11 protein-coding genes are annotated in these 13,541 nt (G+C 69.1%); 7 read left to right on the top strand and 4 right to left on the bottom strand.

Going from position 1 to position 13,541, the window contains the following annotated elements; genetic code table 11:
* Nucleotides 1–7 precede the first annotated feature (7 nt).
* Together EDF24_RS11795 and EDF24_RS11800 are read right to left on the bottom strand one after the other, a co-directional pair.
* The gene (locus EDF24_RS11795) at nucleotides 8–553 is read right to left on the bottom strand and encodes a hypothetical protein (RefSeq protein WP_123703056.1); all 546 of its coding nucleotides are present in this window, start codon (nucleotides 551–553) and stop codon (nucleotides 8–10) included.
* A gap of 142 nt (nucleotides 554–695) precedes the next feature.
* Nucleotides 696–1,889, bottom strand: coding sequence for an amidohydrolase (locus tag EDF24_RS11800; RefSeq protein ID WP_185021647.1), 1,194 nt, complete (start codon nucleotides 1,887–1,889; stop codon nucleotides 696–698).
* A gap of 109 nt (nucleotides 1,890–1,998) precedes the next feature.
* Between EDF24_RS11800 and EDF24_RS11805 the strand changes: the two genes are divergently transcribed.
* Nucleotides 1,999–2,862, top strand: coding sequence for a hypothetical protein (locus tag EDF24_RS11805; protein WP_123703060.1), 864 nt, complete (start codon nucleotides 1,999–2,001; stop codon nucleotides 2,860–2,862).
* Nucleotides 2,863–2,941: 79 nt separating this feature from the next.
* Here EDF24_RS11805 and typA read toward each other — a convergent pair whose 3' ends face one another.
* A complete protein-coding gene (gene typA, locus EDF24_RS11810; protein WP_123654115.1) occupies nucleotides 2,942–4,864 on the bottom strand; it encodes a translational GTPase TypA in 1,923 nt (640 codons plus the stop codon).
* 122 nt (nucleotides 4,865–4,986) lie between these two features.
* Here typA and EDF24_RS11815 point away from each other — a divergent pair, with 122 nt between their 5' ends.
* The 3 genes from EDF24_RS11815 to EDF24_RS11825 all read left to right on the top strand — a co-directional run bounded on the left by EDF24_RS11815 (nucleotide 4,987) and on the right by EDF24_RS11825 (nucleotide 7,084).
* Entirely contained in the window at nucleotides 4,987–5,736 is a 750-nt protein-coding gene (locus tag EDF24_RS11815) for a CPBP family intramembrane glutamic endopeptidase (protein WP_123703062.1), read from the top strand.
* Nucleotides 5,737–5,800: 64 nt separating this feature from the next.
* Nucleotides 5,801–6,280, top strand: coding sequence for a peroxiredoxin (locus EDF24_RS11820; RefSeq protein ID WP_123703064.1), 480 nt, complete (start codon nucleotides 5,801–5,803; stop codon nucleotides 6,278–6,280).
* Nucleotides 6,281–6,514: 234 nt separating this feature from the next.
* Nucleotides 6,515–7,084, top strand: a complete 570-nt coding sequence (locus tag EDF24_RS11825) for a PH domain-containing protein (protein ID WP_123703066.1) — start codon at nucleotides 6,515–6,517, stop codon at nucleotides 7,082–7,084.
* A gap of 335 nt (nucleotides 7,085–7,419) precedes the next feature.
* Here EDF24_RS11825 and EDF24_RS11830 read toward each other — a convergent pair whose 3' ends face one another.
* Nucleotides 7,420–9,132, bottom strand: coding sequence for an ABC transporter family substrate-binding protein (locus tag EDF24_RS11830; RefSeq protein ID WP_185017187.1), 1,713 nt, complete (start codon nucleotides 9,130–9,132; stop codon nucleotides 7,420–7,422).
* A gap of 259 nt (nucleotides 9,133–9,391) precedes the next feature.
* On the opposite strand from EDF24_RS11830, the gene EDF24_RS11835 reads away from it, so the two are divergent.
* From EDF24_RS11835 to EDF24_RS11845, 3 genes are read left to right on the top strand one after another with little or no spacing between them, the layout of a single operon-like run.
* Nucleotides 9,392–10,375 carry an ABC transporter permease gene (locus EDF24_RS11835; RefSeq protein ID WP_123654120.1) on the top strand — a complete coding sequence of 328 codons (984 nt, stop codon included), beginning with the start codon at nucleotides 9,392–9,394 and terminating at the stop codon, nucleotides 10,373–10,375.
* 3 nt (nucleotides 10,376–10,378) lie between these two features.
* On the top strand, nucleotides 10,379–11,317 hold the full coding sequence (locus EDF24_RS11840; protein WP_123654121.1) for an ABC transporter permease: 939 nt from the start codon (nucleotides 10,379–10,381) through the stop codon (nucleotides 11,315–11,317).
* A complete protein-coding gene (locus EDF24_RS11845) occupies nucleotides 11,310–13,481 on the top strand; it encodes an ABC transporter ATP-binding protein (protein ID WP_123703068.1) in 2,172 nt (723 codons plus the stop codon). Before EDF24_RS11840 ends, EDF24_RS11845 begins: the two co-directional genes overlap by 8 nt.
* Nucleotides 13,482–13,541: the final 60 nt, after the last annotated feature.

The raw sequence follows: 13,541 nt of genomic DNA on the forward strand, positions 1-13,541 counted from the left end.
CGGTCGGCTACCGCGGGGTGACGATGTACGTCGCGGTCGCGCCGGCGTCGGACTTCGAGAACGTGAGCACCACGCGGTGGTCGTCGCTCCGGAAGATCCCGAACGCGCTCGAGGAGTCCGCACGCTTCGCCGACTCGGTGAACCCGGCGTCCGTGAGCTGCTGTGCCGCGGTCCCGAAGTCGTCCACCGATGATGCCTGCACCTGCACGACCCAGCCGGAGCCGTTCGGGCCGGAGCCGCCACCCAGGACCGTGCCGTCCACGAGCGGGACGGCCGACGTCGGGAAGCCGTCGGGCACCTTGCCGTCCGAGGTCACGTTCGTGCCCTTGAGGGCGGTGTCCAGCGCACCGTCGATGCCACCGGCGATGCTCGACATGCCCTCGCTGATCGCCGATCCGTCGATGCCCTTGACGCTCTCGCTGACGTCCGAGGCCACCGAGGACCCGAGGTCCGTGGCCTGCTTGACGGCGTCCGAGGAGCAGCCGGTGAGACCGGCCAGGGCGATGCCCGCTGCCACGGCGGCGATGAGCGGGGAACGGAGGGCGTTGCGCATGCGGGCACCGTAACCGACCAGCCGGGAGGCTCGACGCGAGTTCCCTGGGAGTCTCACCTGTCCGCCGGGCCCGGCCAGGGCCTCCAGGCCGTCATGCGCGTCAGCGCACGTCCGTCAGCGCACGTCCGTCAGCGCAGGTCCGTCAGCGCAGGTACGCGCGCACCGCCGCGACGAGCGCGTCGACGCCGACCGGGATCGCCGTCTCCGCCTGCGGCGCGTAGAAGGGCGAGTGGTTGCTCGGGATCTCCTCGCCCCGGCGGAACAGCTCCGGGTCCGTGATGCCGGTGAACCAGTAGACGATCGGCACACCGGCGGCGGTGGCGAGCTGCCCGACGTCCTCGGACGCCATCGCGAGCCCCGACTCGAGGTCGACGGCCTTCGGCACCGCGGCGGCGATCGCCTCGAGGACACGCGCGGCGTGCTCGGGGTCGTTCACCAGGACGTCGGCACCGGGCCAGCGCTCGATCGTGGGTTCCGGGAGTCCGCCCGCGTCGCTCTCGGCACGGACGATGCGCTCGATGGAGGCGATGATCCGGTTCCGGGTCTCCTCGTTGCGGGCCCGGGTGGAGATCTCGATGACGGCCTTGTCCGGGATGATGTTCGCCCGGGTGCCCGCGTGGAAGCTGCCGATGGTGACGACGCCCGCGTCGCTCGGCGACACCTCTCTCGAGACGATCGTCTGCAGCCGGACGACCGCGGACGCCGCGGTGACGACCGGGTCGAGCGAGGCCTGCGGCGCCGAACCGTGCGCGCCCCGGCCGTTGAACGTGATCGTGAACCGGTCGCTCGACGCCATCACGGGGCCGGAGCCGACCGCGACCATGCCGACCGGGGCCGGGGCGGAGTGCTGTCCGAGGACGATCTCGGGCTTCGGGAACCGGTCGACCAGGCCGTCCTCGACCATCGCGCGGGCGCCGGAGATCACCTCTTCCGCTGGCTGGAAGACCGCGACGACGGTGCCGGACCAGGCGTCGCGGGTGGCGAGGAGGCGCTCGAGGGTGCCGAGCAACCACGTGACGTGGATGTCGTGGCCGCACGCGTGCATCGTCGGGACGTCGGTGCCGGTCTCGTCGGTGCCGCGGTGCTCGCTGGCGTAGGGCAGGCCGGTCCGTTCCTCCACCGGGAGGCCGTCCATGTCCGCGCGGAGCCAGATCACCGGGCCGTCGCCGTTCGTCAGCACCCCGACGACACCGGTGCCGCCGACGCCTTCGGTCACGTCGATGCCGCCCAGTTCGTGCAGCTTCGCGGTGATGACACCGGCGGTGCGGTGCTCCTGGAACCCGAGTTCCGGGTGGGCGTGGAGGTCCTGGTACAGCGAGAGGAGGTCGAGGGTCACACACACCACGGTAGCGCCGCCTGTTCACATGTGCGCCATGCGCGTGCAGCACACGGCGACTAGAACTGGGTGCATGACATTTCACACAACGGTTTCCAGAGTCCTCCTCGTGCTCGGTTCGACCGCCCTCATCGCGGTCCCCGCGGAGCAGGCGGCCGCCGCACCTCCCGCACACTCGTCGCCGACACCCTCGGCGCAGGACATGCCGTCGGTCACCAGGACCGTTTCCTGCTCGGCGGGCGGGATGACGGGCGAAGCAGTCCTCAGCCTGGCGAGCGACGGGACGCGATGGCGCACGACGGTCGAGCGCTACAAGATCTCCGCGAACGGACGGAGCAAGGGCAACGTCAACCCCTACGTCTGGGGTCAGAACTTCGTCGGCCAGGTGACCCTCGACGAGCGCGTCTCGTCCAGGGACGCCATGGTCCAGGACGGGCAGTGGCACGATCTCGGCCTGCAGCTGAACCGATCGAGCCTGCCCTGGGCGGCGATGTCCCAGGCGTCGAGCACCGGGGTCGAGTTCGTGTTCGACAAGTCCGGCTCGGATCCTCGCTGCTCGGCGGGGATCTCGTCGAGCAACCCACGACGGACCGTCCAGCACCTCGCAACCACCCCTGGCCGGATCGACAAGCTCCACCCGCTGGCTTCGTGCTACGTCCTCAGCGACGGGGTCACGTGCAGCATCGCGGAGTCCAGGACAGCGACGAGCTCGGTCAACCTGACCGGCGCGGTCACGCCGACGGGAGAATCGCTCAAGTGGATCACGGGCAACATCAACGCGTCGTGGACGGCCTCGCGGACCGTCGACGTCCGGTGCACGTCACCGGTCATGCGCAAGGGCGAACTCTTCGTCGCGTACCCGACGGGTGTCGACACACAGTTCCGGGTTCAGGTCGACGCGTTCGGCGTGCACATCGACGGGCCCGGCACGGCGTTCGAGGTCGCGAACGGCATCGCCTGCGAGGTCTCCTGAACGCGAAGGACGAACCGCGAACGGCCCGGCCACCTCGACGAGGTGACCGGGCCGTTCGACGAACGCGGGAACTGACCCGTTACGCGTCCTGGCGCTTCAGGCGAGCGTAGGAGCGCTGGCGGGCCTGCGCGTCGAGCTCGACCTTGCGGATGCGGACGGCGGCGGGGGTGACCTCGACGCACTCGTCCTCACGCGCGAACTCCAGGCACTCCTCGAGGGAGAGCTGGCGCGACGGCGTCATCGACTCGAAGGAGTCGGCGTTCGCCGAACGCATGTTCGTGAGCTTCTTCTCCTTGGTGATGTTCACGTCCATGTCGTCGGCGCGCGAGTTCTCGCCGATGACCATGCCCTCGTAGACCTCTTCGGTGGGGTTGACGAAGAACGTCATCCGCTCCTGGAGGTTCGTGATGGCGAACGGCGTGACCACACCGGAACGGTCGGAGACGATCGAGCCGTTGATGCGGGTCTGGATCGGGCCGGCCCACTCGTCGTAGCCGTGCGAGATCGCGTTGGCGATGCCGGTGCCGCGGGTCTCGGTGAGGAACGACGTGCGGAAGCCGATCAGGCCGCGCGACGGGACGATGAACTCCATGCGCACCCAGCCGGTGCCGTGGTTCGTCATGTTCTCCATGCGGCCCTTGCGGGCGGCCATGAGCTGCGTGATCGCGCCGAGGTACTCCTCCGGCGTGTCGATCGTCATGTGCTCGTAGGGCTCCTGGAGCTTGCCGTTCTCGTCACGCTTGGTGACGACCTGCGGCTTGCCCACGGTGAGCTCGAAGCCCTCGCGACGCATCTGCTCGACCAGGATGGCGAGCGCGAGCTCACCACGGCCCTGGACTTCCCACGCGTCGGGGCGCCCGATGTCGAGGACCTTGAGCGAGACGTTGCCGACGAGCTCGCGGTCGAGGCGCTCCTTGACCATGCGGGCGGTCAGCTTGTGGCCCTTGACCTTGCCGACGAGCGGCGACGTGTTCGTGCCGATCGTCATCGAGATCGCCGGGTCGTCGACCGTGATGGTCGGCAGCGGACGGACGTCCTCCGGGTCGGTGAGGGTCTCACCGATGGTGATCGTGTCGAAGCCGGCGACGGCGACGATGTCGCCGGGGCCCGCGGACTCGGCCGGGTAGCGGTCGAGCGCCTTGGTGATGAGGAGCTCGGTGATGCGGGCGTTGACGACGGTGCCGTCGTGCTTGACCCACGCGACCGTCTGGCCCTTCTTCATGGTGCCGTGGAAGATGCGCAGGAGCGCGAGGCGACCGAGGAACGGCGAGGCGTCGAGGTTCGTGACGTGCGCCTGCAGCGGGTGCTCGTCGTCGTACTTCGGGGCCGGGACGTGCTGGAGGATCGCTTCGAAGAGCGGCTCGAGGTCGTCGTTGTCGGGCAGCTCGCCGTCGTTCGGCTTGTTGCGCGACGCGGCGCCGTTGCGGCCAGAGGCGTAGACCACCGGGACGTCGAGGATCGCGTCGAGGTCGAGGTCGTCGACCTCGTCGGAGAGGTCGGACGCGAGGCCGAGGAGGAGGTCCTGCGACTCGGAGACGACCTCGTCGATGCGGGAGTCCGGGCGGTCCGTCTTGTTGACGAGCAGGATCACCGGGAGCTTGGCGGCGAGCGCCTTGCGGAGCACGAAGCGGGTCTGGGGCAGCGGGCCTTCCGACGCGTCGACGAGCAGCACGACACCGTCGACCATGGAGAGGCCGCGCTCGACCTCACCGCCGAAGTCGGCGTGGCCGGGGGTGTCGATCACGTTGATGGTGATGGGGCCGTCCGAGCCGAACTCGGTCGCGTGCTTGCCGTTGTAGAGCACCGACGTGTTCTTCGCGAGGATGGTGATGCCCTTCTCGCGCTCGAGGTCGTTCGAGTCCATCATGCGGTCTTCGCCCTCGAAGTGGGCGTCGAACGAGTTGGTCTGCGTGAGCATCGCGTCGACGAGCGTGGTCTTGCCGTGGTCGACGTGTGCCACGATGGCGACGTTGCGCAGGTCGGACCGGGTGGCGAGCGCCATACAGGACATCCTTCAAATTCTGGGAGAGTGTCGGGCCAGTGTTTTTGACGGCACCGCACCCGTGGGCAGAACGCCCGACACACCAGTCTACCGGTAGTTCGCAACCGACAGGAGTACAGCGCATGAGCCGACGGCGAACGTGGGTCGAGATCACGATCGTGCTCATGCTCTCGCTCGGCGGCAGCGCGCTCTACTCGGTGCTGCAGATCATCGACGACCTGTCGCAGACCACCCCGCTCGGCCAGCAGTCCACCGCGCTCAACTCCTCGACCACGACCGTCCAGTACGTGGACCTCGCCCGGCAGCTCGTCGGCATCGCGGTGGACCTGGCCCCGGTCGCGCTGGTCTGCTACCTGCTGTGGTCGACCACCCGCCCGCACCTGGCCCGGCTCGGCATCGACCGGTTCCGGGTGAAGCCGGACCTCGGCGGTCCGGTGCTCATCGCGCTGTGCATCGGGATCCCCGGGCTCGCGCTCTACTTCACGGGCCGCGCGCTCGGGTTCACCGTGAACGTGAACCCGGCGGCGCTCGACTCCTACTGGTGGACGATCCCGGTGCTGCTGCTCTCGGCGATCCGGTCCGGGCTGCAGGAGGAGGTGATCGTGGTCGGCTACCTGTACGCCCGCCTCGGCGAGATCGGGTGGGGCCGGTGGCAGATCATCCTCTCCACCGCGGTGCTCCGCGGCAGCTACCACCTCTACCAGGGCTTCGGCGCGTTCGTCGGCAACGCCGTGATGGGCATCGCGTTCGGCTGGATCTACACGAAGTGGGGACGGCTGATGCCCCTGATCGTCACGCACTGCCTGCTCGACGCCGCGGTGTTCGTGGGCTACCCGTGGGTCGCCCACGCGTTCCCGCAGCTGTTCTCCTGATTCCCACAGCCACCACACAGCGCGGCGAGGGTCGGCTCCCCTCCCCCGGCCCTACCGTGAGCACATGAGCATCCCCGCGGTCCGCGATCCGGCACCGAGGTTCACCCTGCCGGGCATGATCGTCCGCGACGGGGTGCGGACCGACGGCGAGTACGCGATCGACTCCGAGATCGGCCGGACGGTCGTGCTCGCCTTCTACCCGGGCGACGCCACCCCGGTCTGCACCGCCCAGCTCTGCAGCTACCAGGAAGAGCTCGACGAGTTCGGGGACCTCGGTGCCGTGGTGTGGGGCATCAGCCCGCAGGCGCTCGACTCGCACGAGGCCTTCGCCCGCGGTTCCTCACTCACCTTCCCGCTGCTCAGCGACACCGCCGGCTCCGTCATCCGCGACTACGGCGTGAACGCCCCGGGCATCGGCCTCCGCCGGTCCGTGTTCGTGATCGGTCCCGACGGGATCGTCCGCTGGCGGCACGTCGGACTGGTCGGATTGCGCTTCCCGAAGGCCGAGGTCATCCGCGAACAGATCGAACTGCTCGTCGGATAGGTGCATACGCATATTTCTTGTTCGTCCACGGCGTGTCGATTCTCGTTTTTTCTTCCCGTGGGGTATTGACTCTCGAAGCGGAGTCCGGGACGCTTTGTGTACGAGAGATCCTGATGGATCGGCCTCCCCGGGAAATCGGGTCGTCAGCTGGTACGCGCAAGGCGTTTCACGTCCGCTCAGCCGACGTTCCCGGGGAGGCACTCTCGCATCTCTCGCTCTCCTACGATTGAGCGCATGAGCGACTCCCCCACGCCCGAGCCCGCACGGATCGTCGCTCCCGGCATGCGGACGCTCGCGGTCGTGCTCTGGGTCGTCGCGGTCGTGCTGGTCGTGCTCGGGTTCGTGGGCCGCGGGGACACGTCCGCGTGGCTCGTCCCGGTGCCGAGCGTCTTCGTCGCGTTCGTCGCGTGGGCCGTGCTCTGGCGTCCGCGGCTCGAGCTCACCGCGGACGCACTCGTGGTCGTCGACGTCCGCCGCACCTCCACCTACGCCTGGCCGCGGGTCACCGGGGTGCGGACGAAGTACGGCCTGGAGATCCAGTCGAACGAGCCCGACCGGCGCACGTGGATCGCGCCGCGTCCCACGGCACGCCTGCGCGTCGACCGGCCGGGAGGCTCGGTGCCGGTCAGCGTCGACGCCGCGGCCGCCGAGGTGCTCGCGTTCGTCCCCGAGGCCGCCCCGCAGGACGGCCCGCCCCCGGCGTCCGTGGCCCGGCAGCCGATCACGCACCGGGTGCACGGGTGGTCCGTCCTCGCGATGATCGTCCTCGGCATCGCCGCGTCGCTCTCCGCCGCCCGCCTCTGACCCGCCCGCCGCTGGCCCGCGGGACGCGACCCCGCACCGGTCGGAGGCACGGGCCGGTGCCGCGGTGGGCACTGTGACGCGACCCCACACCGGTCCGGAGGCTCGTGGCGGCGCCGCTACGAGCCTCCCGTCCGCTGCCCACGCACGTTCCCACCCATCTCACGCGCGTTGGAAAGGCGAATCGCGCGTACCGGGTCGAAAGAACCGACCCCCTACGCGCGATTCGACTCCCTCCGCGCGATTCGACCCGCTGCACGGGACGGGGGCGGAGCAGGGAACACGGACGACGAAGGGGCGCGTCACCGTGGTGACGCGCCCCTCGCTGGTGGTGCTGGTTACTTCTTGTAGCCCACGTCCTGCCACTTGACCGAGTACTGCTGGAACTGTGCCGGACCGTAGTTCACGAGGTCCTTCCGCACACCCCAGGCGTAGGGCTCGGCGAACAGCGGGATGGTGCCGGCGACCTTGACGATCTTCTTGTCGATCGCGTTCGCGTCGGCGATGCGCTTCGTGGCGTCGAGCTCGGCGTTCGCCTTGTCCCACGCGGCACCGAGCGACGAGTCCGTCACGCCGGAGTAGTTCTGACCGGCGTCGGCCGGGTAGTAGATCGACTTCAGCGAGGACACCGGGAACGGCGTGCCCTGCCAGGCGAAGTACGTGGCGTCGAAGTCGCGGCCGTCCGTGGTGATGTACTTCGTGAAGAAGTCATCGGTCGGGACGGTGTCGATCGTCACCTTGAAGCCGGCGGCCTTCGTCTGCTGCTGCACGAGCTGCGCGATGTTGGCCGAGTTCGGGTTGTCCGAGGGGATCACGAACCGGACCTCGAGCGTCTTGCCGCCCTTGGTCGCGTAGCCGTCGGAGCCGATCTTGTACCCGGCGTCCTCGAGCTTCGACTTCGCCTTGGCGGTGCTGTAGCCGTACACGCTGGTCGCGTGGTCGGTGTAGCCCTTCTGGCCGGGCAGGTAGGTGAGGCTGTTCAGCACGCCACCCGGGCTCTTCACCGGCGAGAGGATCGCCTGCGAGAGGACCTTGCGGTTGATCGCCTGCGCGAACGCCTGACGGACGTCCTGGTCCTTGAACACGTCGGCGGTGCCGTTCAGCGTGATCTGGCGCTGCGTGGTGCCGAGCGAGCGCTCGATCTTCGAGTCCGAGCGGGAGTTCGCGGTCTTGTAGTTGTCCGCGCTGCCGTTCAGGTTGAAGGCGTCGAGCTCCTTGTTGGCGTACGCCTGGGCGACGCCGTCACGGGAGACCGTCTTGAAGATGATCGTGTCGAGCTTCGGCGCGTCACCCCACCACTTCGGGTTCTTCGCGAAGGTCACGACGCCACCGTTGGCGTCGAAGGACTTGACGATGTACGGACCACCGGAGACGTAGGTCTTGCCGTCGGCCGCGTACGGGCCCTTGGCCCACGCCTTGTTGAAGTGGTCGGGGGTGTCGACCGCCCAGGAGGGGTAGATCGAGGAGAACACCGACGGCCAGTCCGCGTTCACCTTCGAGAAGGTGATGAGGACGTCCTGCGCGCTGGAGCCCTGCTTCACCGAGTCGACGTCTTCCCAGACGTTGGTGGCGAGCGGCGCGAAGGCCGGGTCGGTGCCGTTGAGCGCCTTCCAGTTCGCCGCGACGTCCTTCTCGGTGATCGGGGTGCCGTCGGACCAGACCGCCTTGGGGTTGATCTTGATCTCGACCGTCTGGGGCGAGTCCTTCGTCAGCTTGATCGAGTCGACGTAGTCCTTGTTCGCCTCCCACTCACCGTTCTCCTTGAACTGGATGAAGCTCGGGAGGTAGGTGCCGGCGATCGTCTGGTCGTCGACGGTGCCGGAGTCCAGGTTGCTGATCTGCCAGTTGGCGGGCGCCGAGTCGATCGGCAGCGTGAGCGAGCCGCCGTCCTTGACCGAGGCGCGATCGGCGGTGCTCCACCCGGTCGACTTCAGTGACGACGACGCGACCGCCGAGCTGTCGTCACCAGCCGTCCCGCCGCCGGAGCAGCCCGCGAGCACGATGGCCGAAGCCGCCGCGACGGCGAACACGGCTGTTGCTTTGATCCTCATTCGCATGGCGAGGATTCCCTTTCGTTGTTTCGCGCGGATCGCGCTGAACACGGCGACCCCCGTCGCCGTGGCTGTTGGGAGTTGACCCTAGCCACACCTTGGCCGTTGCCGTGAATGGTCGTACGGAATCGAAACAAGTCCGTAACAGTCGTTGTCTAGCGTTGCGCCCGTCGTCCTGAGCATGACTCCGGGGCGGCTACGCTGTCCCCACCGACAGCGCCGTCCGGCCGGACGGTCAATCGACCCCTGGGAACCGCCAATGCTCGCATTCATCGCGAAACGGATCGTCAACTACGTGATCCTGACGATCGTCGCGACGACGCTGGGATACATCCTGGCCAGCACGACGCTCAATCCGGCAGCTCGCTTCTACGGACGGAACCCCCCGGTCCCGCAGAACACGATCGACGCGTCGCTCGCGAAGATCGGCGCCGACCCCGGGGTGCCCGTCCTGGTGCGGACCTGGAACTGGTGGGTCGACCTCGTCACCCACGGGTCGCTCGGGATCAGCACGCGGAACACCGAGGTGACGGCGGACATCATCGCCCGCTCCGGCACGAGCCTCCGGCTGCTCATCATCGGCGCGCTGCTCGGCGCGATCCTCGGTGTCCTGCTCGGCGTGTGGAACGCGGTGCGGCAGTACAAGACCTCCGACCAGGTGTCCACGTACCTCTCGTTCGCGGTGCTCGCGACGCCGGTGTTCGTCATCGCGGTCGTGCTGATGATCCTCGCGACCGGGCTGAACAGCGCCGTCGGGTCGCAGGTGATCCGCTTCACGGGCGAGTACACGCCCGGCTACGGAGGCGGCTTCTTCGCCAACCTCGGCGACCGGCTCGTCCACCTGCTGCTCCCGACGATCTCGCTCACCATCGGCGCGATCGCCAGCTACTCGCGGTACCAGCGGTCCGCGATGCTCGACGTCCTGTCGAACGACTTCATCCGCACCGCCCGCTCGAAGGGCCGCACCCGCGGCTCCGCGATCATGCGGCACGGTGTCCGGGTCGCGCTCATCCCGATGTCCACGTTCTTCGCGTACTCCTTCGGTCTGATCCTGACCGGCGCGAGCGTCACCGAGCTCGTGTTCAGCTGGCACGGGATGGGCGAGTACTTCGTCACCAGCATCACCAACAACGACATCAACGCAGCGGCCGGGACGATCCTGTTCACGGCGATCCTGGTGCTCATCGCCGGGACGCTCGCCGATCTCCTGTACGCGGCGCTCGACCCGCGAGTGAGGGTGTGACCCGTGTCGCTTCTCGACCCCACCACCACGACCACCGCCGGTGACCCGGGCGACGGCAACGCCGGGGTGCCCGCGCACGTCGTCGACGCCACCAGCCGACGGACGCCGTTCTGGCGGAAGGTGCTCAGCACCTGGCGCGCCCGGATCGGTGCGACGGCGCTGCTGCTCATCATCCTGTGGGCCTTCGTCGGCCCGCTGCTCTACCACTGGAACTCGGTGGACTCCGACGGGCTCGCGTTCGGCATGGGCCCGAGCGCGTCGCACTGGTTCGGCACGAACGACATCGGCCAGGACATCTACGCGCAGACCCTCGTCGGCCTGCAGAAGTCGCTGCTGATCGGCCTCATCGCCGGCCCCGGTTCGACGCTGATCGCCGGCATCGTCGGTGCGATCGCGGGGTACTTCGGCGGGTTCGCCGACCGGGCGATCGTCTGGGCGATCGACCTGCTGCTCGTGATCCCGTCGTTCTACGCGCTCGTGCTCCTCAGCCCGGTGTTCAAGAACCTCACCTGGGTGGCGCTCATCGTCGGCCTGGCGATCTTCAACTGGATGATCATGGCCCGCGTGATCCGCGGGCAGACGATGTCGCTGCGGGAGCGCGACTACGTCAAGGCAGCTCGGTTCATGGGCGTCCCGTCGTCCACGATCATCCGCCGGCACATCCTGCCGAACGTCGCCTCGCTGCTGATCATCGACGCCACGCTCGGCGTCGGCGCGATGATCCTGGCGGAGAGCACGCTGAGCTTCTTCGGCTTCGGCATCCAGGTGCCGGACGTCTCGCTCGGCACGCTGCTCGCCGCCGGCAGCCAGTCGGCGGTGACCCGGCCGTGGCTGTTCGTCCTCCCCGCCGCGACCCTCGTCGCCACCGTCCTGTCCACGAGCCTGCTCGGCGACGCCCTGCGCGACGCCATCGACCCCACCTCCGGAGCCAACCGTGACTGACCCCCTGCTCTCCGTCTCGGACCTCTCCGTCACGTTCAACGCGAACTCGCGCCCCGTGTACGCCGTCCGCGGCGTCGACTACGAGGTCCGCCAGGGCGAGTTCCTCGGCATCGTCGGCGAGTCGGGCTCCGGCAAGTCGGTGTCCTCGATGGCCGTGATGGGTCTGCTGCCCTCCTCGGCGCAGGTCGGGGGCAGCATCAAGTACGACGGGCAGGAGCTCGTCGGCCTGAACGACCGCGAGATGTCGAAGCTCCGCGGCCGGGACATCGCGATGGTGTTCCAGGACCCGCTGTCCGCGCTCACGCCGGTGTACACGATCGGGCAGCAGATCGTCGAGGGGCTCCGCCTGCACGACCGGTCGCTCACCGCGCACGCCGCCCGGACCCGCGCCGAGGAGCTCCTCCGCGTCGTCGGCATCCCGAACGCCGCCCGGCGGCTCGACGCGTTCCCGCACGAGTTCTCCGGCGGCATGCGGCAGCGCGCGATGATCGCCATCGCGATCGCGAACGACCCGAAGCTCATCATCGCGGACGAGCCGACCACCGCGCTCGACGTGACGATCCAGGCGCAGATCCTCGACGTGCTGCAGACCGCGAAGGACATGACCGGCGCCGCCGTGGTGCTGATCACCCACGACCTCGGGGTCGTCGCGGGCAACGCCGACCGGGTCGCCGTGATGTACGCCGGCCGGATCGTCGAGACGGCGCCCGTGCAGACCCTGTTCCGCGAACCGGTGATGCCGTACACGATCGGCCTGCTCCGGTCGATGCCGAACATGTCGGCGCCCCGCACGGAGCGGCTCGTGCCGCTCGAGGGCCGCCCGCCGCTCCTCACGCAGCAGCCGACGGGGTGTCCGTTCGCCGACCGCTGCCCGGCCGCGATCGACGCCTGCCGTGACGGCGAACCGGCACTCCTGGCGCCGAGCATCACGAACGCCGGCGCCGGTACCGTCGGGGAGACCGTCCCCGGCTCCGTCGCCGACCTGGCCACCGGCGCGACGGTCGCCGCCCCCGCCGTACTGCCCGACCACACCGCCGCGTGCATCCGCCGCGACGAGATCGCCGCGGGCACCCTCGAGCGCTCCGAGATCTTCCCCCGCCCGGACGACATCGAAGAGGCCGCGACGGACCACGGCGACGACGTGGTCCTGCGACTCGACGACGTCGTGAAGACCTTCCCGCTCACCAAGGGCGCGGTCTTCCGTCGGCGGATCGGCGAGGTCCACGCGGTCGACGGCATCTCGCTCGAGCTCAAGCGCGGCAAGGTCCTCGGCCTGGTCGGCGAGTCCGGCTGCGGCAAGACGACGACGATCATGGAGATCCTCGAGCTCGCGGGCGCCCAGCAGGGCTCCATCACCGTGAACGGCGTCGACACCGCCACGCTGAGCAAGCGCGACCGTCTCGCGCTGCGGAGCGACATCCAGGTCGTCTTCCAGGACCCGATGGCGTCGCTCGACCCCCGGCTCGACATCGGCTCGGTGATCGGGGAACCGCTCACCGTGCAGGGTGTCCCGAAGGCCGAGATCCGCCAGCGTGTGCAGGACTCCCTGGCGCTGGTGGGCCTCGAGCCGAGCTACATCGACCGGTTCCCGCACGAGTTCTCCGGCGGCCAGCGGCAGCGCATCGGCATCGCCCGGGCGCTCATCGTCGAGCCGAAGATCCTGGTGCTCGACGAACCCGTCTCCGCGCTCGACGTCTCGGTGCAGGCCGGTGTCATCAACCTCCTCGAGGACCTGAAGCACCGCCTGGGCCTGTCGTACCTGTTCGTGGCGCACGACCTGTCGGTCGTCCGGCACATCGCCGACGACGTCGCGGTGATGTACCTCGGTCGCATCGTCGAGTACGGCGAGGGCGACCTGGTCTTCGACGACCCGCAGCACCCCTACACGCGCGCGCTGCTGTCCGCGGTGCCCGTCCCGGACCCCGACGCCGAGGCCGCACGCGGCCGGATCCTGCTCGAGGGCGACCTGCCGTCGCCGACCGAGCGGGTCGACGGGTGCCGGTTCCGCACCCGGTGCCCGCTCTACCAGCTCCTCGACGAGACCCGGCAGGAGCAGTGCCGCAGCATCGACCCGTCCCTGCAGGCCGTGCACGGCCGTGGCGTGGCGTGCATCCAGACCGACCAGAACGACCTGCTCACGCAGCGCGCGGTGGCGGCCGTGTAGCGGCGGTCACGTCTCCACCTGACGGACGGGAGGCTCCGCACCGGACCGGTGCGGAGCCTC

Origin of the sequence: Curtobacterium sp. PhB130 (assembly GCF_003755165.1) — a bacterium.
GTDB lineage: Bacteria > Actinomycetota > Actinomycetes > Actinomycetales > Microbacteriaceae > Curtobacterium.